The sequence below is a fragment of the Pseudoalteromonas sp. C12FD-1 genome (genome assembly GCF_037414265.1).
GTDB lineage: Bacteria > Pseudomonadota > Gammaproteobacteria > Enterobacterales > Alteromonadaceae > Pseudoalteromonas.
In genome coordinates this window covers 21,441-44,379 of sequence record NZ_JBBEVD010000035.1, presented here as the reverse complement: position 1 = coordinate 44,379, position 22,939 = coordinate 21,441, and the positions used below count along the sequence as shown (strand labels likewise).

Below are 22,939 nucleotides of genomic sequence, written 5' to 3'. Positions count from 1 at the left end.
GCAGAGACACACAATGATATTAAAGCCCCGTTTAGTAACTATAATCATCGCCCTTTTTATCCCCCTTAGCCTATTTTCTTACTCTAGTCAGGCAGCGGTTACTTGGCAGCAAATAAACGAGAATGTGCAATTTTTAAAACAACAAGATAAGCTACGTTTTTACGACTCTAACCAAGTGCTCATAGAGGGCGAACAATGTGCGCTAATGGTTGATGCAAGCGGAAACTTTGCAGCTGTTGAAGCACTGGCAAAACAATTAAAAAAGCACCTTAAAACCCCATTATGTTATTTGGTTGCGACCCATTTTCATGACGACCATTTACTCGGCATGGCCGTATTACAAAACGCCTTCCCAAAAGCGCAGCTAATAGTGCATAAACAAGTCGCAGATGACTTTGCAATTTACCAAAAAGCCTACCAAGACAAACTCGCTGGGTATGAAAAAAGCATTGAACTGAGCTATCAACGATTAGCCACACTGCCGGCGCAAGAGCAAACACAATGGCGAGAAAAGCTTAGCCTTGCAAAACAACGCTTTCTACGCTGGAAAACATTTAGCTTAAATAAACCACTCACAGCTATTAGCCAACAAAAAACCATAGATTTAGGCAACTTTAAGGTTCAAATAGACCCAGAGCTGGCGCACACTAATGGGGACTTAACCCTAACTACAAACAACGGCAGCGTACTGATTGGTGGCGATATTGTTGATTGGTTACCATACCCAGGCCATGGCGAACTGCAAAATTGGCAAGCCTTACTTGAGCGCTATATTAATCAGCCTAATTTGCGTACAATACTTCCCGGCCACGGCGGGGCGCTTGAAAAAGAGCAACTTGAGCAGCCTTTATTGTTTTTAACAAATTTAATAACGCACGTTAAAAACAATAAAAAACAAACGCTTGAGAAACTTACTGCGAGTTTTCCTGCGGATATTTTAGCGCCATATAAACAAGAGGCGCTCAATACAAAATCGAGCCAGTTATTTTTACAAGCAGGGCTTAAGCGCGCCCAATTAACTCAGCACACGGAATAGTGTTAACAAATAAAGGTATTTTTAAAAGAGATGATAATTCGCGGATTGTGTTTAATTTGTGTGTGTATTTTAATGTTTGGTTGTCGCTCTACAGAAAATGCAGAGCCTGTTGAAGCACCACAGATTTTCACCCATTTTGAGCCAAGCTACGAAAACCAAATTGAATTTGAGCCTGTAGAGCCAAAACAATTACAGCAAGCCAACCCTGCGCCGCCACTAAAAGCAAAAAAAACAATCTTAAAAAAACGCCCCGCGAAAGCTGAAAACCTATGGATGCATATTGCCAACAACCTACACTTTACGGTGTATCAAAATCGCGCTTTAAAAAAGCGCATTAACTGGTATTTAAAACAACCCAACTATTTACCCACTGTAAATAAACGCGCCGCGCCTTATTTGTATCATATAGTAAAAAAAATTGAGCAAAAGCGCCTGCCTATGGAGCTGGCTTTATTGCCTTTTGTAGAAAGTGATTTTAGACCCACCATTGCCTCATCGCAGCAAGCTGTAGGCGTTTGGCAGCTAGTGGCGGCCACAGCACACCATTTTGGGGTTAAATCCGATCAGTGGTATGACGGTCGACAAGATGTACTTGCTTCCACCGATGCCGCACTTGAATACCTCAGCTATTTACACAAACGCTTTGATGGCGATTGGCTACATGCGCTAGCGGCTTATAACAGTGGTGAAGGCCGAGTGAAACGAGCCATTGAGCGAAATAAAAAACGCGGTAAAAGTACCGATTACTTTTCTTTAAAGCTACCAAAAGAAACCGCCGACTACGTACCTAAACTATTAGCGCTAAGCTACTTAGTTAAACACCCACAAAAAGGCTTTAAGCGCCCTAAACTGGCTAATAAACCAATAACAACGCAAATGAATGTTGGCCAACAGTTTGATTTTTCGGTCATAGCGAAACTCTCTGGGGTTGGCTCAAAACAGTTGCACGCGCTTAACCAGGGTTATTTAAAAAATCAAAGCTCGCCTAATGGCCCCCACTCATTGCTTTTACCTATTGGCCAAGAGGCTCTGCTAAAAAGCCAATTTTTTAAGTCGAATTTTGCAGGTGAATACATCGTTAAAAAAAATGATACGCTGTACAGCATTGCACGGCGCTTTAGCATGTCGGTAAACGCGTTAAAGCAGCTCAATGGCAAACAAAATAATATGATAGGCATAGGTGAAAAGCTGCTGGTTGGACAGCCTAAAACGCTCCCAAAATCGCTTACTATAGATTATCAAATTAGTCCTTATTTAGAGCCACAAGAAGTTGTGATCCCCACTCTAGAAATAGACTATGAAGTAAAACAAGGCGATAGTTTATGGAGCATTAGTCAGCTTTACGAAGTACCACACAGTGATTTAGCTAAATGGAACAATTTAAGTGCATCAAGCATTTTAAAACCAGGCACGCAATTAACGCTATTTATTCCCCAAGCAGAAAAACCCAAGCAGTCGCAGCCAAAACAAGATTTACTGCAAGATCTACAAAAATCACTTATTCAACCACGCTGAGTTTATAAAGCTTGGCAATTCGCGTAAAATCGCCCTTTAACATACTCAAAAACGTAAAAGAGACAAGCATGCAAATTAGCAAAAATTCAGCAGTTGAATTTCATTACACATTAAGCGAAGCGGGCGAGCAACTAGAAAGCAGTGTAAACCACGCACCGCTTAGCTATATTCATGGCAGCGAAGGCATGCTTCCTGGCTTAGAAAAAGCCCTTGAAGGCAAAGCAGCTGGCGATAAGTTTAGCGTAACACTTGAGCCTAGCGAGTCATACGGTGAGCGCGTTGACGATTTAATTCAGCGTATTCCGCTTAAGCACCTACAAGGCGATGTAAAAGTGTGGAAACCAGGTATGACTGCAATGGTGCAATCAAACCAAGGACAACACCAGGTAACATTAGTCAAAGTAGGCCGCTTTAATGCAGATTGCGATTTAAACCACCCATTTGCAGGCAAAACGCTAACGTTTGATTTAGAAGTGGTATCGGTTCGTGAAGCAACCAGTGAAGAGATTTCGCATGGCCATGTTCACGCTGAAGGCGGCTGCGGTCATTCTCACTAATCACACACCTTAAATTAGGAGCAAGTATGTCTAAAGTTGCTATTGTTACAGGCGGTACAAAAGGCATTGGATTAGCCGTTGTAAAACGCTTTATTGAAAATGACTACACGGTACACAACTTGGATATTGAGTACAGCGAGCTGGGGGTTTTTCACCAATGCGATGTGAGTAATGTTAGTGCTGTAAAAGCATGTATTACGGCCATTTGTAAACAAAGCCCACGCATAGATGTACTTGTTTCTAACGCCGGTAAACATTTAAGTGCAAATATAGAGCACACCGATGAGGAAACTCTCGATGCACTTTTTGCACTTAACGTTAAAGGCGCATACGCGGCTGTACAAAGTGTACTACCAAGTATGAAAGCGCAAAACAATGGCGCCATTATTTTAATAGCCTCAGATCAGGCAATAATTGGTAAACCTAACTCGTTTGCCTACAACCTGACAAAGCATGCTCTTGCTTCTATGGCAAAAACCACAGCACTTGACTACGCCCAATTTAATATTCGTGCGAATGCGGTATGCCCAGGGACAATAGAAACCCCTCTGTTTCATAACGCGATAGATGCTTATTGTAAAAAAAGCGGCGCTAATAAGGCCGATATAGTAGCAGAAGAAGCAAGCCTTCAACCACTAAACCGCTTAGGCCAAGCTAATGAAGTTGCCGCGTTAGTTAGCTTTTTAGCAAGTGACGATGCAAGTTTTATAACCGGTAGTCTACAAAGTATTGATGGCGGCTATACCACACAATGAGCATATGCCGATGAGCCTGAAAATTATTGACCCCCACGTGCATTTTTTTAACCTTACCCGGGGGCAATATACTTGGCTGCAAGGCGAAAACCCACCTGCATGGCCAAATTTAGAGCTAATAAAGCAGCCTATTTGCGAAAAAAAGCTAATAGAGAGCAGTGACTTTACCCTCGCCGGTATAGTACATATAGAGGCAGGTTTTGATAACAACGCCCCCATTAACGAACTCAATTGGCTTACGGCGCATTTAAAAAAGCTCCCCTTTAAAGCCATTAGTTACGCACAGTTAGATTGCGTACCTGTGCAATTTGCAAAAGCAATAAACGACCTTGCCCACCCGCATTTAATCGGCATACGGGATATAACCGAAGGCGCAGGTGCACAGCGATTATTAAACCCCGCTTGCTTTAATAATTTGCAAACCCTTTGCCAGCAAGGGCTACATTATGAAGCGCAATTTGAGCTTGAAAATATTGCAGTAGCCGCTCAGCTTGCTAGTTACGCTAAGGCGCTGCCTCAGCTAAAAATAATAATAAACCATGGCGGCTTACCTAATAATATTAATAACTGGCAGCAAAGCATTCGTATGCTAAGTACTCACAATAATATAGCGATTAAGTTTTCGGGTTTTGAGCTTTTAGCGTTAAATTTACAACAGCAACAATACTGCTTTGAAACTATGTTCTCGTACTTTGGCGAGCAGCGAATTATGTTTGCGAGTAACTTTCCGGTTTGCCAAATTAACGCAAGCTATAATGATGTTTGGCATAGCCATCAAGCTTTGTGTAAAACAAATACAATATGGCATAACCTTAGCTACGCAAATGCTAAGTATTTTTATAATATGTAGGGCGTGTTGAGCTATATTAAATTTAACCACTTACGTAAATGCGGCAATGACTATGACATTACATTCGCGATTATCAGCCCTTGGCATTTTAACTATTTTAAGTGGTTGCGCATCTAACACACAGCCGACCCCTAAGCTGCACCATGCCTTACTCAGCGAGCCAAATAGCCAAGCGGTAGAGCGTGTTATAGAGCGCCTAATGCATATAAAAAATGTCACGCTTGCTGACAATGTGTTTATTCACACCAGTACCTTTACTCTTAAAAACACAAACCGTAGCGATATAAGAGCCAATCAACAGCTTAACTTTCCCGATCAATTCGAGTTAATGATAAACAATAGTCGCTGCTATATACGCCACCTTGATAGTAAAGCCACCGCTGAGATAAAAGGCGTTACGTGTACAAGTAATCTTGCCAATTAATCCCATAAAAATATTCAAATATAATTGCTCATATTGGTGATGGTAATACAGCTATAAAAAAGCCGGTAAGTGAGCTATCACTTACCGGCTTTTACTTTTAGACAATAGTATTTAAATAACGCTTAGGCTATTTAATTTCTACACGCTGCGAGCGCATTACAATCTCATCATTCAATTCAATGCCTAAGCCTGGCTCTTCTGATACTTCAAAAAAGCCATTTTTTGGCTGTGGATCTTGTAAGCACAGCTCTCGGTTCCACTTTTTAATGGCATATGTATGATGCTCATGAATCAAAAAGTTAGGAATAGCGGTCTCTAAATGTAACGATGCGGCAGTAGCAACAGGCCCACCACATACATGCGCCTGAATACGCACATCAAAAATATCGGCGTAGTCACATACTTTTTTAGTTTCAGTAAAACCACCACATAAACCAATATCGGGTTGAAGCACATCAATGCTTTGATCTTCTAAATAGGGGCGCACACCCCAGCGATTGTATAAACGCTCACCACCAGCAATCGGCACTGCCACTTTATCGGCTACTTTTGCATGTAAAGAATGGTTTAAGTAGTTAACGGGTTCCTCGTAGTACATACAATCAAACTCTTCGGCTATTTCACCAATTTGTATAGCAGAGGTCGCGCCAGGTAAGCTGTGGCATTCAAAAATAATATCCACTTCATCACCAACTGCTTCACGTATAGCTTGCATACGAGCACGGTATAGCTTCATTTCACCACGAGAAATTATTTTAGTACGGTCGTAATACGTATTGCCGTCTTTATCGTATTGGATAGGGTCAACTTTTACTGCATCATAACCTTCGCCAATCGCTTTTAAGGCTGCTTCTGCGTATTCTTGCGGTTGTACTAACGCTTTAAATTCGCTATCCCAGTCAAACTGTAGCTGCGATGCGTAAGTACGTAGCTTGTCGTTTACTTTACCGCCCAGTAATTGATATACCGGTAAGCCAAGTGCTTTACCTTTTATATCCCAAAGTGCTGTATCTATGGCGCTCATTGCTGCATAAACAACAGGGCCGCCACCTAAACCCCAAAAGCTTTCGCGTAACATACGCGACCATAACTTTTCGGTTTGAAATGGGTCGTGCCCAATTAAAAAAGCATCAGCCATTTCTTTGATCATTGCCGCTGCTGCACTGTGGCCTAAATCGTAAGCTAACCCAGCCTCACCTACACCACTGATACCTTCATCGGTATGAATACGTACGAAAACCGGCGTCCAGGCTGGACGCTCTGGGCAATGAATATCAAAAACTTCTACGCGATTTACTTTCATTAAAATTCCTTATTAGCCACACAGGCTATTGTGCAAAACTGGGATCAAGTCGGTACGCTTTTCGCAGCATGGCAGGCCACGCTAGTTGCCCACCTGTGCTACCGCTATGTACCACATTAGCTTGGTTATAAATATTGTCGATAATCGGCTGCGGCACGGGAATAACCTCTTGTGAGCTGGCTTGTAATGCCAGCTGAATTTCGCAGGCGCGTTGCAAGTCATAAAAACGCATAAAGGCATCGCCTACGGTTGGACCTACGGTTAAGCCCCCATGATTTACCAATAGCATATGATTGGTACTGCCTAAATCATCTTGTAATACCTTACGCTCGTCATCATTTACAGCCAGCCCTTCATAGCCATGGTACGACAGTGAAGGGAGCGAAAACATAGAGTATTGGCTTAGTGGCAATAAACCATTTTTTTGTGTAGCAACGGCAATGGTTTCTTTGGTATGTAAGTGAATAACGCAATGAGCATCTTCACGTACTTCATGAATGGCGCTATGAATAGTAAAACCCGCTGGGTTAATACTAAATGGAGTATCGTCAATAATATTGCCGTGCAAATCAACCTTCACCAGGTTTGATGCAGTTACTTCGTCAAATGTTAAGCCAAATGCATTTACAAGGTAGTGATCAGTGCCAGGTAAACGTGCCGATAAATGCGTGTATATTAAATCCCCCCAACGAAAATGCTCTACTAATCGGTAGCACGCTGCTAAATCTACGCGCAATTGCCACTCTTGCTCCGACACTTTATTTTTTAAATCTAGTTGGGGTAAATCGATCATAATCAGCCTTTTAAAATACGTACAACAACACAAGTACGAATAGATGTTTAGAAGTCTAAAGCAGTATTAATTTTATAGCAAACACAAACAAAACAGCCACACAATTGTGTGGCTGTTTACGCTGCGCTTTAATTTAAAACGATAGTACGTTTTTAAACGCGGTGCTTTATTTTACCTTTGAAAGGTAGTCTGCAATGGCTTCAAACTCTTCATCCGTTACCGTTGCAATCATTGCTTTCATTGCAGCAGTCATACCATTGCTACGCGCGCCCGATTTAATATCTTTCATTTGGGCAACTAAATAGTCTTTATTTTGACCATTAATTTTAGGGTATGCGCCCATAATAGGTGCTTTACCTTCTGCACCGTGGCATGTTTGACACATTTTTTGGGTGTAAAGGGCTTCGCCATCAGCAGCGGCGGCGTTAAACGAAAAACTTGCGGCTAAACTAATACCCGCGCCTACTATTAGTGCTTTCATCTTGCTCATTATATTCACTCTTCTTTTTGACGGTTAGAAAATAGTCTATTGATTGTAGTAAACAATCTAGTAAAAAGCATACGTATCAATTTACGTTAGGCGATCAAACAAACATGACTACGTTTTCAGCCATTGTTGTTAACTTTAGCAAACAATACTGAACAGACACTTACCATACTAAATCATCTGGTACTTCAAAGTCTGCATATGGGTCGTCTTCATCTTTTGGTTTGTTTTCAGGTTCCACATGAAAAACAATGTACTTTTCATCAACTTCTGCGACTTTACGCGCCGGCTCATCATCGAGTACGTAAAATTGCCCTTCCAGTACACAAATAGCTAAACGACCACCCGATAACGCTTTTTGGGTTTTCTCGTTTACGTCTATCCCTTTTACTTTGTTATCGTAAGTAAAATTAAAGGTACGCTCACCGCGGATAGAGTCTTGGTTATGGTGCTCAAGTATTTGCTTAACACGAGCAACTTGCTCACGTTGCTTAAGCTCTTCTTGGCGCGACTGGTTAAGTTCCTCAGCCTTTTTTTGCTGCTCTAATTTAGTTTGCTGTATGTGCTTTTGCAGATCGCTTGGGTTACTGGTAGCCCCTTTTTTTTGCTTTTTTTGTTGCTTACGTTTTTCTGACTTAGCAACTTTAGCTTTGTGCGATGTTGTTAACCCTGCTTGCAGCAATTGGTCTTGTAATGAACCCATGGCTTTGTTCCACTAAAAACTTATATTAGGTTTATTTTAATCACCAACGAGTACAAATAACAGTGCTATTAGCATTAATCTAGCAAAGGGCTGAATATACATTTTGATTTAGCGCAATTGTTGATGATTTAAGCTGTGAAATATAAGCCATTTTTCATATACTTTGGCTAACTTATCAGCTTATATTTTAAGCCTTAAAATGCGCTTTGCTCACTTACTTATTTGCTCGGTGTTTATATTTTTTGTACTGTACGCACCTCAACCTTTATTGAGCTTATTTGCTAGCGAATTTAACGTGTCTCCTGCGCTCGCCGGCAGTTTAATGAGTGTAACCATGTTGCCTTTAGCAATAGCTCCTTTTATTTATGGGCTATTTTTAGCCAAGCAAAACCCACTTATTATTTTACGTATCGCTATGTTTATTTTAGGTGTGAGCTGCATACTGTTTACAGTGGCACCAAGTTTTGAGCTATTACTTTTAGTACGCTTTATACAAGGCTTAACCTTACCCGCCGCACTTACCGCGATGACAAGCTACATTGGTATACGTTATAGCGCAGATACCTTACAAAAAAATATGACCTTATACATAGGCAGTACCATAGCTGGGGGTTACTTTGGCCGAGTATTAGCTGCTTTATTTAGTGATGTATGGTATTGGCAAAGTTTTTATTATGTTATATCCATTGTGCTTATTGGCCTAGCTATCAGTATAAAGCCCACGCGCTTTGTGGTATCTAATCAATCAGCACTTACACCGCTAACGTATATTAAACAGCTAAAAGATGCGGCAGTACTAAAATTGTATGGTGCCGTTTTTTGTATGTTTTTTTGCTTTGCGGCCTTATTAAATTACCTACCCTTTATTTTGCAAAACACCTTTTTAATTACAAATACCCGCGATATAGGTTTAGTGTACAGCGGTTATTTAATTGGTGCTTTAGCCTCTATTGCAACACCTTGGCTTGCTAAAAAAGCGCCTTCGCCTTGGTATTTACTTGCTGCGGTTTTTATCGTGTATAACTTAAGCATTGTGTTACTTATAAGCCAGCAACTGAGTGTGTTTTTAATCGCATTTACAATATTTTGTGCTGCTATGTTTGTTATTCACTCAAGTGCAGCTCCGCTCGTTAACAAGATTAGCAAAGCACCTGCAAGTGTAACGAATGGCGGGTATGTATCGTTTTATTATAGTGGCGGGGCGCTGGGCTCGTTATTACCAGGTATTGTTTATCAACACTCAGGGCAAACTGCATTTATGCTTTGCTTACTGAGTGTGTGTTTTATTGGTTTAGTCTTAGTCACCCTAGGCTATCGAGAAGGTAAAAACATGACCCGAGGCTGATGCCCTGTATGCTCAAAAAATGTGTTTAAATCATTTTTTGTAAGTAACCAAGTTTGGGTGTTTTCAAACGGGTGGCAATGAAACAGCTCATTAAACCAAATATCTTGATCAAGCCACAAAGTAACGTTACTTTGTTTATCGTTTGCTAGGGCAAGCATAGACACGCAGCCGGGCACTACTTTTAAATAACGTGCTAACCGCTCGCTAGAAGCAAACCCCAACCGAGAAAGCCCCTGTTGCTTAGATAGGGCTTTTAAATCAAGCTGTTTGTCGTGTGCGGTAATTACTAAAAAGTGCTTTTTGCCTTCGTTATCACGCAAAAACAAATTTTTAAGTCGTGTACCTGGGCGCTCCACCATCAATGCATCGGCATCTAAACTGGTGTGTAACGCAGGGTGCTCTATGACATCGTAATTTATACCTAATTGCGCTAACAACTGTGCAAGCTTTGCTTTATCGGCCAACATACTACAAACAACGCCCTCTTAGCTGCACACTTAAGTCACGCCATAGCACTTGTGTAATTTCGTGTTTATTTTCACAATAGTTATTTTCACTGAGAGTTTCGTTTAAAAACCTGACCGCTTCATCCTCAAGCTTAAGTTTTAACACACTAGAGTCTTCGAAGTGTTCTTGTTCTATGTAACGCTTTACATCAGAGCGGCTCGGTCTTTTTTCGCCTCGCCCGCCGTTATTTAAGTTTATGTTACTGCGATGCTCAGCCTTCACCGATACAACATAAGCAAATATTTTGTTACCTTGCTCATCCACGTTCTCATAAAACTGCTTGTTATTTATTTCATAAGGAGGCGCTTCATTACTTGCACAGCCAGCAAGTAGCAAAGCAAGTATACAGATACTTTTTTTCATTGTTTTTGTCGTTTCGCGAGGTATTTTGCATGAGTCTATCAAAAATAAACGATAACAGTTAAATATTGCTAAAAAATACTTGACCAATTTTATAAAAATATTTAAAGTTCACCCCGCTTGGAACTCAGCAGCCAAGCAATTACAACTATGTAATTTAGGAATGTGGGGCTATAGCTCAGCTGGGAGAGCGCCTGCCTTGCACGCAGGAGGTCAGCAGTTCGATCCTGCTTAGCTCCACCACTTTCCTACTCTTCTATTACTTCCTACTTTTCATCGTTTTATTATTCTTTTATCTTCTACACAATAACTTTTATATTTGCTCATTCCTTGTTTGTTTAGTTTTTGTTGACTATAAATTACCTCATCTGTAGTAATCATACTTTTGGCTTAAACAATGGATTCCCCTAGACGCACCACGTTAAAAAAGCTCGCTATTATTGGTTTAACCACGGGCGTTGTTACCCATATTCCTTATGTGTTTGCCCGAAAAAAAGTAACCCTAAGAGTCTTAGGAACCCATGTCACGCTACAAGAAGCCATTCGTAAACAAGCAATGCTTGATTTAGGCATAAATATAGAATTCTTCCCTGCCGGTAGTGCTGCCGTATTGCAAAAAGCCTCCATGGAACCAGATTCATTCGACTTATACGAGCAATGGTCAAACAGTATTAATGTACTTTGGAGAGCAGGGTCTATTCAGCCCATAGAAAAAAAGCGACTCACCTATTTTAATGAAATAAATTCTCTTACTAAAACGGGTAAACTCACTCCCGATGCAAAGTTTGGTGCTGGCGACGCCCCTTATAAATTACTCAATGTACAGGAGGACGGTACACTAAGCGCAAACGAAAGCGATCACATTAGCTTTTTACCTTATGTGCATAATGTGGATTCTTTTGGTTATAACACAGCTAAGATCAAGCCCGGTATTGCCTACGAAACTGAAAGCTGGGGCTGGTTACTTGACGATGCCCACCGAGGTAAAGTGGGCATTGTAAATGCGCCTACCATTGGCTTATTCGACCTTGCTTTGGCAGCACAAAGCAAAGATTTAATCACATTTAAAGATATTGGTGCAATTACTCGCTCCGAGCTTGACCGTTTATTTAGCATTTTAATTGACTATAAACGCCAAGGACATTTTGCAGGTTATTGGAACTCCGTGCCTGAGTCAGTTGAATTTATGAAAAGCCAACGCGTACACATAGAAAGTATGTTTTCCCCTGCTGTGGCCGCTCTCAATAGTCAAAATGTTAACGTGAGGTTTGCTGCCCCAAAAGAGGGCTACCGAGGCTGGCATGGGGTAATGTGTTTATCATCGCAGGTTAATAATAACCAAAAAGATGCCGCCTACGATTATATGAACTGGTGGCTCTCGGGGTGGGCGGGTGCATTTATTGCTCGTCAAGGGTATTACATTAGTAACCCACAGCGCTCAAAAGCAATGCTTTCACCAAGCGAGTGGGATTACTGGTACTTAGGAAAGCCCACTAAGGTTGACTTACTAAATACCCAAAAACAGGTCGCAGTAAAAACCGGTGAACAGCGCAATGGCGGAAGCTATTTAAAACGTTTAAGCAATGTTGCAGTTTGGAATAGCGTAATGCCGACTTACGACTACAGTTTGCAAAAATGGTATGAGTTAATAAGTAGATAATGATAACCCATTCAATAAAATCAAAAATTATAATTGCCTTATGCGCATTAATTACCTTATTAATTTTGCAAAGCTACTTATTTAATTATTCGCAAAAAGTCCTTTTTGAGCTACAAAATGCGCAGCATAAAGCATTATTACAAAGCGAGTCTGTTATCCGTTTAGAAAATGATGTGATCTCCTTACAAAGCCAGGCCATTGCTTATCTAGATCATGCCAATAGCAATACCATTGATAAACTTAATATGCACTTATATGCTGCAAAAATGGATTTAGACACGCTAAGTACACATCTCAATGATCATGATGAAAGCTATCAAAACAAAATAAAGCGGCTTAATGATTACTTAAAAAATTATCACGATACATTTAATCGCGTAGTCATTAATAGAACCAAACGAGAGCAGCTGTATGTTTCGCAGTTCAAACAGCCTATTGAAGCGTTAAAAGCACAACTTAATGAACTTAAAAAAAACACGCTGACCAGCCAGCAAAATAAAATAGTGAATACCCTTTTAACTATTAGCAATATAGAACAAGCAGCAAGCAATTACTTACACAAGCCAAATTATGATGAAGCACAAAATGTGCAAGATAACCTAGCACACTTAAATACCCTACTTGCAAGTATTGAAGCCACTAATATTAACCTAGTTAATAATACTGACGAGCTTGAGCAAGCGTATAGCCAATTAGTTATTTTAACGCGCAGTTATACGTTTTCGATAAATGTAGTTTTAACGGGAATAGAAAACGAGCTACTTTATCTAGCCAAAAAAATCAGAGATATAGAGAAGCAAAAGCTCACTCAGACTGAGCAGCAACTACGAGAACACGTGCTAAAAAGCACAGAAATGGCAAACATTTTTGCAGCTTTAATTACTATAATTATCACGTTAATCACCTTTTTTATTTTTAACTCTGTTATTAAGCCTATAGCGCAATTAACCAAACTGCTCAAAGACATGAGCAATGAAAAACAAGTTACACTTACTAGTAATAAGCACCATCAAAATGAAATTAATTCAGTTATTACTGCAGCCAATGCACTGTATTTAAAAAATAAACAAACAAAAGCATTGTTAGCTGAAACTCAAGCACTTAATACTAAAATGGAATTAATGAACAAGGAACTGACTGTTGCCATGACTCAAGCGAAAAATGCTAACCAAGCAAAAGGCGACTTTGTTGCTAATATGAGCCATGAGCTACGCACGCCAATGAATGGTATTTTAGGAATGCTACAGTTATTGCAGAGCAGCGCCCTCCCAGCAAAGCAAAAACACTATGCAGATAAAGCCTTTTCAAGCGCTCAAAACTTACTGCAAATTCTTAATAACGTGCTCGATTTTTCAAAGCTTGAGTCTGACAAAGTAAAGCTTGAATCAATTCCTTTTACTTTGCATACCGTGGTTTCTAATGTTAAAAACTTATTCTCGGTCAACGCTAAACAAAAAGGGTTACATCTTAATTTTGTACTGCATGTTGATGCAGGGCTCGAATTGCTTGGCGATCCGCTTTATTTAAGCCAAATCATCAATAATTGTGTGGGTAATGCTATTAAATTCACAGAGCGCGGTGAAGTAACAATCACTATTGAGGCCATCACACAAGATAAGCAAAATATACAGTTACGTTTTGGTATAAAAGACACAGGCATAGGCATGACGCCAGAGCAAACCGAATCCATTTTTGACTCGTTTTACCAAGGCGACTCGAGCACAACCCGTAAATATGGCGGCACTGGATTAGGTTTAACTATTTGTAAACAGCTTACTAAGTTACTAGGCGGCGAAATACAAGTAAGAAGCACACCAAACCAAGGGAGCGAATTTTATTTTACACTCCCGTTTAAAATGACGAGTCAAGAAGCACTTAAAAAACATGCATTACTTATAAGTCCTGATAAAAATCAGATAAAGTCGCTAACTAAATTGTTAAGTAACGCCGATATTACTGCAGAAAATACCCAAGAACCGCTTCGTGCAATTGCAAAAATGTCTCAACCTAGCAGTCCTTTTAATATTGTGCTTATTGCTTTGCCGCATGAAGAGTTAAAAGATAATTTTATTTTACAGCAGCTTTATTTACAAAAACAAAGAAACAAACACAAACTCCTACTTATTCTTTTAATTAGTGACCAAGAGCAGCCACCAGCACTGCCTGATAGCGAGTATATTGATATTATTACCATAGGTAATAGGCATACTGAATCACAATTAATGCGCTTGCTGCTAGCCAGCACTAGTAATTTACCTCCTGGTGATAGCTATCCGCAATATACTGGCTACACTGCCTTAGTAGCAGATGACAACCCTATTAACCTAGAAATTATAGAAGCCCTTCTTAGTAAAATGAATATGACCGTTATCTCTGCGAATGATGGCAAAGAAGCATTAGAGTGCGTAGGTAAGTATGATGTGGATATAATATTTATGGATATTCAAATGCCCGTAATGGATGGTTTAGAGGCAACACGAATACTTCGTCAGCGAGGTTATATAACGCCCATTATAGCTGTTACCGCTGCAGCATTTTCCAGTGATAAAAAAGCCGCTATTAGAGCTGGAATGGACGACTACTTAGTAAAGCCACTGTTATTTGACGCACTTCACCAGTCGATAGAAAAGCATATAAAGAAAATTCACACACTAAGCACTTTAAATTTAGCACTGGCAATGGATAACCTTGATAACAATAGCGAGTTAATTAATACCGTATTTTCCAAGTTTAATGATGACTATAGTAACTTTATAGATGTTGTAGACTCTTGCCTTACTAATAATGAATTTAAAAGCCTATCTAGGGCAATGCATAGCTTAAAAGGGCTGGCTGGTACATTAGGTTTAGAACTACTAGAGCAAAGTGCCCAAAAAGCCGAACTCGCGCTAGCAAATAAAACTGCTGTTGATTTAACTGAGTTTAACGATCAGCTTACACTCGCATTGTATGCTGCACGGCAGTTTCTTGTTACACACACCTTTTCACACCCCCTTGATAGTGCAACAAGCTGCGCCCCGCAAAGTACATTCATAGATGATATTTATACTTTAGCCTTATCTGCTCGCCCTATTTCTAGCGAATTAATTAGAGAAGTTGAACTTAAACAATTTCCCCACCAGCACCCATTATTTGAGCTCAAAGAAGCAATAGATAACTTTAATTACACCTTGGTGATTAAACTGATTGATAAATACAAAAATAGCTATAAAAACTAGACAATTATGGCAACTATAAACTAACTTTAAGAGGTAATTAAAGAATAAGGACTTAGTGTGCATTCAACCTTTCTCGCTAACAAAAATGAACCTGTAGTAAATCATCCGCGAAAGCCTTTGATTCTCATAGTTGACGACGAACCAAGTAACCTTCATGTATTAGTTGAAGGCCTGCTTGCAGACTACGATGTGCGCATCTCAACAAGTGGTGAACAAGCGCTTATATTTGTTGAATCCACTCGCCCTGATTTAATTTTGCTCGATATCATGATGCCCGGTATGGATGGCTACGAAGTTTGTAAAATTTTAAAAGCTAAACAAAATACTAAAGGGATCCCCATAGTTTTTGTTACCGCACTTACAGAAGAGGAGTCTGAAGAAAAGGGCTTTGCAATGGGTGCCATTGATTATATTCATAAACCTTATAAATTAGCTTTAGTTAGAGCCCGTGTGCGCACACACATTACTGCGCAAGGTATGCTAGACAGGCTTATTGAAAAAAACTTTGACTTACATGACAAATTATTAGAAATAGAGGCTCTTGCAAAAGAATTAAGCCAACGCGAGGAAGAGTTAAAGCAACTATCATCTAAGCAAAAGTTATTTTACCAAGCACTTACCAGCACAGCTGATGGTGTTGTTATTACTAATAGCGACGGAAAAATTATCGCTGTTAATCCATCATTTTGTAGAATTACAGGCTATTGTGAAGCCGAATCGCTGGAAATGGATTTAAAAGAAATTAAACAAAATAATCACCCTAGTATTAGCTTTGATGAAGTGTGGAAACACGCAAACGAAGCCGGTTACTGGAGCGGCGAGCTTATCACTAGACGAAAAAATGGCGAGCTATATCCAGAGCTTTTAACACTTAGCATGGTTAAAAGCGAACAAGATACCAACATTCACTATATTGGCGTGTTTAGTGATATTTCGAGCGTAAAAGTAACACAAGAACGAATAGATTACTTAACGTGGCATGATGAGTTAACTAAGTTACCTAACCGAAATGGCTTTTTAAAACAATTAGAACAACAACTACAAGATTGTAGTAGCGATAAAACCTACGCTTATATCTATATTATCGACATTGACAGCTTTCACTCAATTAATGATGGCCTAGGGCTATTAGCGGGGGATAATATTTTAAAGGAATTGGCTCAACGTATTCGTGCCAATGTAGATAAAAAAGATATTATTGCACGCTTAGGCAGTGATGAATTTGCGGCTTTGTGTAGCCTAGATAAAGGAGTTGGGCGTGCACGGGCGCAATCAATCGCTGAAAACAAAGCACAAGAACTTTTAAACGCAGTTAATCACCCTTTTGAAGTTGATGGGCAAGAAGTTAGCTTAACAATTAGCATTGGTACTTATATCTTCCCGCGTGAAGATGTATGGGAAAGTGCAATCGAAACTATTAGAAATTGTGAGGCGGCCTGTTATAAGGCTAAGGAAAAAGGCGGTAATAGAGTAACTTTTTTTGACACTTCTTTTGGCGAGCAGGCTAAGCGGCGCTTTGAAATAGAGCAAGACTTAAGAAAAGCCATTCCCCACAACGAGCTATCGATATTTTTGCAGTCGCAATTTGATAGTAATCAAACATTAAATGGCGCAGAAATACTGCTGCGCTGGAATCACCCTCAAAAAGGGTTTATAAGCCCCTGTGAGTTTATTTCAATAGCTGAAGAATCTGATGTTATTTTTGAGTTAGATTGCTGGGTTACTATTAATGCACTTAATTTACTTACAAAGCTTAAATACAGCCACCCTAATTTAAATATTTCGGTAAATATAAGCGGTCGGCATTTTCATGAGCCACGATTTTTAAACTTTATAAGCGAGCAAATTAAAAGTGCTGGTATTAATCCTCAGCAACTCACTATAGAAATAATAGAGGGTACACTACTTAATCACATGGAAGCCGCCATTGAAGCCGTACACTACCTAAAAAAATTGGGCGTGCGTGTATCTATTGATGACTTTGGCACGGGCTACTCAAGTTTAACCTACTTAAAACAGTTACCTATTCATGAGCTAAAAATAGATCGCTCATTTGTACTTGAAGCCCCCACTGATAACAACGATAAATTAATTATTGATATGATTGTGAGCCTTGGCAGGTTGTTTCAATTAGAAGTGGTAGCGGAGGGAGTGGAAAATCAATCGCACTTTGACTTATTACAAGAGTACCCTGAGGTTATCCTACAAGGGTACCATTTGCACCGGCCAGAGCCATTAGAAAGCTGGTTAGAAAAACTAGACCATACTTTGCAAAATGCATAAAAAAAACGCCGATTAAATAATCGGCGTTTTTTATATGTAAAGTGTATTACTTACGTACTTGGCCTTCGCCATTAACTAAATACTTTTCAGTTGTAAGAGACTCAAGACCCATAGGACCATAAGCATGTAGCTTAGTTGTAGCTATACCAATTTCGGCACCTAAACCTAATTGCGAGCCATCTGAAAAACGCGATGAAGCATTTACCATCACTACCGATGCATCCACACTGCGTTGAAAAAGCTCAGCCGCGGTATCGTTTTTAGTACAAATAACCTCAGTGTGGTTTGAACCAAATTGAGCAATATGATCCACAGCGGCACTAAAGCTTGGTACCACACGAATAGCAATTTCTAAATCTAAGTATTCTTCACCAAATTCGGTATCTGCAAGTACTGTTGCGTTATCGAAGTATTTTGCAGCCTGCTCATCTGCATTAATTTTCACACCTTCTTGACGCAATACAACGGCACATAAATTTAAAAATTCATCAGCAATGTCTTGGTGAACCACCAGCCCCTCAAGAGCATTACATACACCTGTACGCTGTGTTTTACCATTTAATAGTAAATTAAGTGCAACCTCTAAGTCGGCATCTTTATCTACATATAAATGACACACACCTTTAAAGTGCTGAATAACAGGAATAGTACTGTTTTCTGTAACAAAGTTAATTAACCCTTCGCCGCCACGTGGGATGATTAAATCTATACTTTCACGTTGCTGCATTAGCTCCATAAGCAAAGCACGGTCTGGATCAGGAATAACTGAGATCAGCGCTTTAGGTAAGTTATGTTTTTCAAGTACACCGTGCATGACACTCGCAATGGCTTGCGAGCTTTTAAGAGCTTCTTTGCCGCCGCGTAAAATAACACCATTGCCCGATTTAAAACACAATGCCCCTGCATCCGCAGTTACGTTAGGACGCGCTTCATAAATCATACATACAACACCTAATGGCACACGCATTTTACGTATTTTAATGCCATTTGGGCGCTCTGTAATATCGCGTAGTTGACCGACTGGGTCATCTAAACTTACGATAACTTCAATACCCTCTGCCATTGCTTCAATGCGCTCTTCATTAAGCGTTAGGCGGTCGATCATCGAAGCGGCTAAGTTGTTATCGCGTGCTGCGCTTAAATCACTTTCGTTTTCTTTAATTATAAATGCTTTTTCTGCGCGTAATGCTGCCGCCATTTCGGTTAACACTTGGTTTTTGGTCTCGGTGTCGAGTAAAGCAAGTGTGTTTGCAGCTTTTGCTGCCTGGCGTGAAATATCCGTAATCAAACTCATGACTTCTCCAATAATGCGATATCTTTTTCTGAAATTACAGGACCAATAGAATCCTGCATTTTTTCACTAAATTCACTTTGCTCGTTATCTGCAATAAAGCTTAACAAGCAACTACTATAATTTGCGGTGGCTTTTGCTAAACGTGTGCCATCCTCGCTTCTAACTAAAATGGTATCACCGATGGCAAACTCACCATGAACTTCCATTATTTCGTCGCCACGTATGCAACCGTTTTCACCCTCAAGCGACTCATCAAACGAGCCATCGACCACTACTTCACCTTGCTCATTGGCTGTATGCGTCATCCAGTGCACAGCTTCTTGCATTGGTTTTTCGTAAGGAAGAAAAACACTACCAGGGTTTTCACCGGCTAGTAATCTATTAAAGGTTTCTTCTTTAAAGCCATTAATAATATAAGTGGCAATACCATGAGACGTTGCTTTTTCAGCCGCTTCAATTTTGGTTTTCATACCACCAGTACCAACAGCACTCGTAGCACATCCTGCCATAGCATAAATAGACTCATCAATTGATTTTATTTCAGGCAGTAAAACTGCATCATCATGAAGGTTTGGGTTTTTATCATATAGCCCATCTACATCAGAAAAAATCATCAATGCGTCGGCATCAGCGGCCGCCGCTACCATGGCTGATAAATTATCGTTGTCACCGACTTTTAAATCATCGGTTGTGACAGCATCATTTTCGTTAATGATAGGTAATACACCATGCTCTAACAAAGTAAAAATTGTTTCGCGAATACTTTCATAGCGCTCACGGTCACGTAAATCGCCATGGGTTAATAATAATTGCGCTGAAGGAAAATCGAAAAAGCGATCCCACATGGCCATCATTTCAGTTTGACCTGCTGCTGCCATCGCTTTTTTCATCACAACTGAACGTGGAATATCAGATGGGAATAAGTGTGAGCCTGCAGCTACTGAGCCAGAAGATACTAAAATAACTTCAATACCACGAGCACGACAGCGAACAATAAATTGCGCAATGGTTAATAAGTAGCGTGAACGGCACCCATCCTGATCAGGAGCAATTAAAGCACTACCTACTTTTAAAACAATACGACGCCAATTTAACTTTTGCATAAAATCTCAACTTTCCATTTTATCTGCATTCACATAGTGTGAACTAAAACTAGGTAATTGCGTAAAAACACGCAATTTCGAATAGGTTATTTGTTTATACACTTTTTAAACGCACGCAAGTACACGACCTAAAATTGCTTTTAGATTTGTAAAGACATGAAACAGCACCAACCAAATTAAATGGAGGTCTATTAAATATAAAAATAAAAAGTGTTGTTTATGTATCGCTGTAAAAAGCTGTGTGCGGCCTTTTTGTTAACAACATACATAGAGCCTCTAAAGTCAGATACACCAACAGATAGGGTGATGACTTAAGGACCGAGATTTAGCCGCCACGATGGGAGCTAAACATTGAAAGTAATAGTTCAACTCAAACATTTATTTACTTAATTGTTTAAATAAACTTGTTTGAAAAAACCATACCAAGATGTTCAATAATAAGATAGCTACTAATAAATGGTAATAATAGCGTACAGGTCTATTATTACAGGGCAAATATGACGCTAGTATTAATACATAGCGCTATTTTACAAAATTATATTTAGATGACTAATTATTTGAACTCTAAATATAATACGACATTTCAATGGGTAAGATCAAGGCTAAAAATCACGCTAATGTTTAACCCTCCCTTTCAAGATGACAATTAAGCTATACAAATCAATTAGTTAATTTTATTTTTCTTTTTAAACTCAATTTATATAAATAAATCAATATGTTTAACCTACAACTTTTGTATTAAGCGCTAATATTTTATTAGCAAATTGAACATTTCACGTGTATACCCCTGTATTAATATTTAACAAAAGTTATACTTTTTACATTGTGATAAATAAGGAATTCTTAATTTATGTCAGCAATTTATATAGCCGGTATCGCACTTTGTTCGGTACTTGCCCAATGGGTAGCATGGGCGTTTAAAGTTCCCGCTATCTTGTTCTTATTGCTTACCGGTTTATTGCTTGGGCCGTTTAGTGGTGTATTAGACCCAGATGCTTTACTCGGGGATTTATTATTTCCTGTTGTATCACTAAGTGTTGCAGTCATTCTGTTTGAAGGCTCCCTCACTTTGCACTTTAGAGAGTTAAAAGGCATAAGTAAGGTCGTGCGTAACCTGTGTTCTATTGGCATGATCACCACCTGTGTGGTTATAAGTTTAAGTGCCTATTGGCTACTTGAGCTTAACTGGCGGGTTGCAGCTGTGTTAGGTGCTGTGCTTGTTGTAACAGGCCCCACAGTAATTGCCCCTTTACTTAACTCGATGCGTCCAACCCAAGACATTGACCGAATATTAAGATGGGAAGGCATTGTAATTGACCCAATCGGTGCTCTTTTTGCAGTACTGGTGTTTGAGGCGGTGATGCTGGTAGGCCAAGGTGAAGTGCTTAGTCATACTATTATTGCACTTGTGAAAACAGTGGGGGTTGGCCTTTCTATCGGCGTTGTAGCTGGGTGGATCACCACACAACTTATGCGACGCGAGTGGCTTCCATTTGAGTTACATAAATTTGGCATACTTGCCTTGGTACTTATTAGTTTTTCGGTCTCTAATCATTTAAGCCACGAGTCAGGACTATTGGCAGTTACCGTTTTTGGCATTTGGCTTGCCAATCAAAACGATTTAGAAATAGATTCTGTATTAGAGTTTAAAGAAGACTTATCGATGATTTTAATATCATCATTGTTTATATTGCTTGCTGCACGCCTTCAGCTTTCTGACTTGATGATGTTAGACAGCGACGTATTTATATTCCTCGCAGTGGTGTTATTTATAGCGCGCCCATTATGTATTGCTATATCTACCTTTGGCACAGACCTGCCTATGAAATCTCGATTGGTACTTTCTTGGATAGCCCCTAGAGGTATTGTTGCAGCCGCTGTTGGGTCGGTGTTTGCGCTAAGTATGATGGAAGCTGGCGTAGCTGATGCAGAAAAAATGGTGCCGTTAATATTTACCGTTATTATCATCACAGTGGTATTGCAAAGCTTAACTGCTATTCCTGTTGCTAAACTATTAGGCGTGCGCCAACCATCCCCAAATACCATACTTATTATTGGAGCAAACCATGTATCGCGCGCAATAGGTAAAGGTTTACAGGAGCAAAGTATTCCGGTTCATCTATCAGACCCGGCATGGGAAAACTGTAAAATGGCCCGCATGGATGGCCTTGCTTGCTATTATGGTAATCCACAATCAGAGCATGCAGAGCGCTACTTACCGCTAACAACAATACGAACTGTATTAGCGCTTTCACCAAACCGCCACCACAATGCGCTTGGTGTGCAATATTTTTCTCATTTATTGAATGAAAAAAATGTATTTTCACTGCGCTCATCAACCTCGCATGCAAAAGCAAACAAAGACAGTGCAACATTTCTATCTAGACAAATTTTGTTTGGTGAAGATGGTTCTTACGCTCGCTTAAGCAGCATTATTGCTAAGGGGGGCAAAGTAAGTGCAACGCGTATTTCAGAAGAATTTGATTGGGAAAAATACCAAGAGATGAACCCTGAGGCGATCCCGTTGTTTATTTTAAAAGGCGACAAAGACAACGACGAAGATACGCCAGTTAAGCTTCGTCCATTTACCAGTAATATGGAAAAACCACCACAGGAGGGCGAACGGGTATTTGCACTTCAACCACCAAAAATGTCGGTGTTAAAAGACCCAGCCAAATCAAAAACTAAAGAAGAAGACTAACCTCTTTTAGATATTGGAAAAAAGCCCTAAGTAAACTTTAGGGCT

19 protein-coding genes and 1 tRNA gene are annotated in these 22,939 nt (G+C 39.8%); 12 read left to right on the top strand and 8 right to left on the bottom strand.

What is annotated here, in order from left to right:
- Positions 1-13: 13 nt before the first annotated feature.
- From WDB87_RS02210 to WDB87_RS02185, 6 genes are all read left to right on the top strand, one after another.
- Positions 14-1,036 (top strand): MBL fold metallo-hydrolase, encoded by a 1,023-nt coding sequence (locus tag WDB87_RS02210; protein WP_286245439.1) that lies wholly within the window; start codon positions 14-16, stop codon positions 1,034-1,036.
- 36 nt (positions 1,037-1,072) lie between these two features.
- Positions 1,073-2,551 (top strand): LysM peptidoglycan-binding domain-containing protein, encoded by a 1,479-nt coding sequence (locus tag WDB87_RS02205; RefSeq protein ID WP_337848910.1) that lies wholly within the window; start codon positions 1,073-1,075, stop codon positions 2,549-2,551.
- A 68-nt stretch (positions 2,552-2,619) separates the two neighbouring features.
- The gene (locus tag WDB87_RS02200; RefSeq protein WP_337848882.1) at positions 2,620-3,108 is read left to right on the top strand and encodes an FKBP-type peptidyl-prolyl cis-trans isomerase; all 489 of its coding nucleotides are present in this window, start codon (positions 2,620-2,622) and stop codon (positions 3,106-3,108) included.
- 26 nt (positions 3,109-3,134) lie between these two features.
- Positions 3,135-3,863 carry an SDR family NAD(P)-dependent oxidoreductase gene (locus WDB87_RS02195; protein ID WP_337848881.1) on the top strand — a complete coding sequence of 243 codons (729 nt, stop codon included), beginning with the start codon at positions 3,135-3,137 and terminating at the stop codon, positions 3,861-3,863.
- Positions 3,864-3,873: 10 nt separating this feature from the next.
- Positions 3,874-4,713: an amidohydrolase family protein gene (locus tag WDB87_RS02190; protein ID WP_337848880.1), complete on the top strand. Its 840-nt coding sequence runs from the start codon at positions 3,874-3,876 to the stop codon at positions 4,711-4,713.
- 52 nt (positions 4,714-4,765) lie between these two features.
- Positions 4,766-5,137, top strand: coding sequence for a hypothetical protein (locus tag WDB87_RS02185; RefSeq protein WP_337848879.1), 372 nt, complete (start codon positions 4,766-4,768; stop codon positions 5,135-5,137).
- A gap of 127 nt (positions 5,138-5,264) precedes the next feature.
- On the opposite strand, the gene WDB87_RS02180 is transcribed toward WDB87_RS02185, so the two are convergent.
- The 4 genes from WDB87_RS02180 to WDB87_RS02165 all read right to left on the bottom strand — a co-directional run bounded on the left by WDB87_RS02180 (position 5,265) and on the right by WDB87_RS02165 (position 8,423).
- Positions 5,265-6,440 carry a mandelate racemase/muconate lactonizing enzyme family protein gene (locus WDB87_RS02180; protein WP_004587647.1) on the bottom strand — a complete coding sequence of 392 codons (1,176 nt, stop codon included), beginning with the start codon at positions 6,438-6,440 and terminating at the stop codon, positions 5,265-5,267.
- Between the two features lie 25 nt (positions 6,441-6,465).
- Positions 6,466-7,233, bottom strand: coding sequence for a class II aldolase/adducin family protein (locus tag WDB87_RS02175; protein ID WP_055014674.1), 768 nt, complete (start codon positions 7,231-7,233; stop codon positions 6,466-6,468).
- 166 nt (positions 7,234-7,399) lie between these two features.
- Positions 7,400-7,723, bottom strand: a complete 324-nt coding sequence (locus WDB87_RS02170) for a c-type cytochrome (protein ID WP_286245443.1) — start codon at positions 7,721-7,723, stop codon at positions 7,400-7,402.
- Positions 7,724-7,883: 160 nt separating this feature from the next.
- The gene (locus WDB87_RS02165; RefSeq protein ID WP_004587650.1) at positions 7,884-8,423 is read right to left on the bottom strand and encodes a DUF2058 domain-containing protein; all 540 of its coding nucleotides are present in this window, start codon (positions 8,421-8,423) and stop codon (positions 7,884-7,886) included.
- Positions 8,424-8,622: 199 nt separating this feature from the next.
- Here WDB87_RS02165 and WDB87_RS02160 point away from each other — a divergent pair, with 199 nt between their 5' ends.
- Positions 8,623-9,768, top strand: a complete 1,146-nt coding sequence (locus WDB87_RS02160) for an MFS transporter (RefSeq protein WP_286245444.1) — start codon at positions 8,623-8,625, stop codon at positions 9,766-9,768.
- On the opposite strand, the gene WDB87_RS02155 is transcribed toward WDB87_RS02160, so the two are convergent.
- Together WDB87_RS02155 and WDB87_RS02150 are read right to left on the bottom strand one after the other, a co-directional pair.
- On the bottom strand, positions 9,735-10,235 hold the full coding sequence (locus tag WDB87_RS02155; RefSeq protein ID WP_286245445.1) for a prolyl-tRNA synthetase associated domain-containing protein: 501 nt from the start codon (positions 10,233-10,235) through the stop codon (positions 9,735-9,737). The genes WDB87_RS02160 and WDB87_RS02155 overlap by 34 nt on opposite strands.
- 1 nt (position 10,236) lies before the next feature.
- Positions 10,237-10,638 carry a hypothetical protein gene (locus WDB87_RS02150; RefSeq protein WP_024031465.1) on the bottom strand — a complete coding sequence of 134 codons (402 nt, stop codon included), beginning with the start codon at positions 10,636-10,638 and terminating at the stop codon, positions 10,237-10,239.
- Positions 10,639-10,802: 164 nt separating this feature from the next.
- Between WDB87_RS02150 and WDB87_RS02145 the strand changes: the two genes are divergently transcribed.
- The 4 genes from WDB87_RS02145 (at position 10,803) to WDB87_RS02130 (ending at position 17,796) form a co-directional block, all read left to right on the top strand.
- Positions 10,803-10,878, top strand: a tRNA-Ala gene (locus tag WDB87_RS02145).
- A 154-nt stretch (positions 10,879-11,032) separates the two neighbouring features.
- Positions 11,033-12,295, top strand: coding sequence for an ABC transporter substrate-binding protein (locus tag WDB87_RS02140; RefSeq protein WP_337848878.1), 1,263 nt, complete (start codon positions 11,033-11,035; stop codon positions 12,293-12,295).
- Positions 12,295-15,513, top strand: a complete 3,219-nt coding sequence (locus tag WDB87_RS02135; RefSeq protein WP_337848877.1) for an ATP-binding protein — start codon at positions 12,295-12,297, stop codon at positions 15,511-15,513. The genes WDB87_RS02140 and WDB87_RS02135 overlap by 1 nt, the downstream gene beginning before the upstream one ends.
- Before the next feature lie 57 nt (positions 15,514-15,570).
- Positions 15,571-17,796 carry a two-component system response regulator gene (locus WDB87_RS02130; RefSeq protein WP_337848876.1) on the top strand — a complete coding sequence of 742 codons (2,226 nt, stop codon included), beginning with the start codon at positions 15,571-15,573 and terminating at the stop codon, positions 17,794-17,796.
- Positions 17,797-17,842: 46 nt separating this feature from the next.
- Here WDB87_RS02130 and WDB87_RS02125 read toward each other — a convergent pair whose 3' ends face one another.
- On the bottom strand, positions 17,843-19,090 hold the full coding sequence (locus WDB87_RS02125; protein WP_286245449.1) for a glutamate-5-semialdehyde dehydrogenase: 1,248 nt from the start codon (positions 19,088-19,090) through the stop codon (positions 17,843-17,845).
- Complete coding sequence (gene proB / locus WDB87_RS02120; protein ID WP_286245450.1) at positions 19,087-20,193, bottom strand: glutamate 5-kinase; 1,107 nt, start codon at positions 20,191-20,193, stop codon at positions 19,087-19,089. Before proB ends, WDB87_RS02125 begins: the two co-directional genes overlap by 4 nt.
- Positions 20,194-21,043: 850 nt before the next feature.
- Between proB and WDB87_RS02115 the strand changes: the two genes are divergently transcribed.
- Positions 21,044-22,894 (top strand): cation:proton antiporter, encoded by a 1,851-nt coding sequence (locus tag WDB87_RS02115; protein ID WP_337848875.1) that lies wholly within the window; start codon positions 21,044-21,046, stop codon positions 22,892-22,894.
- Positions 22,895-22,939 lie beyond the last annotated feature (45 nt).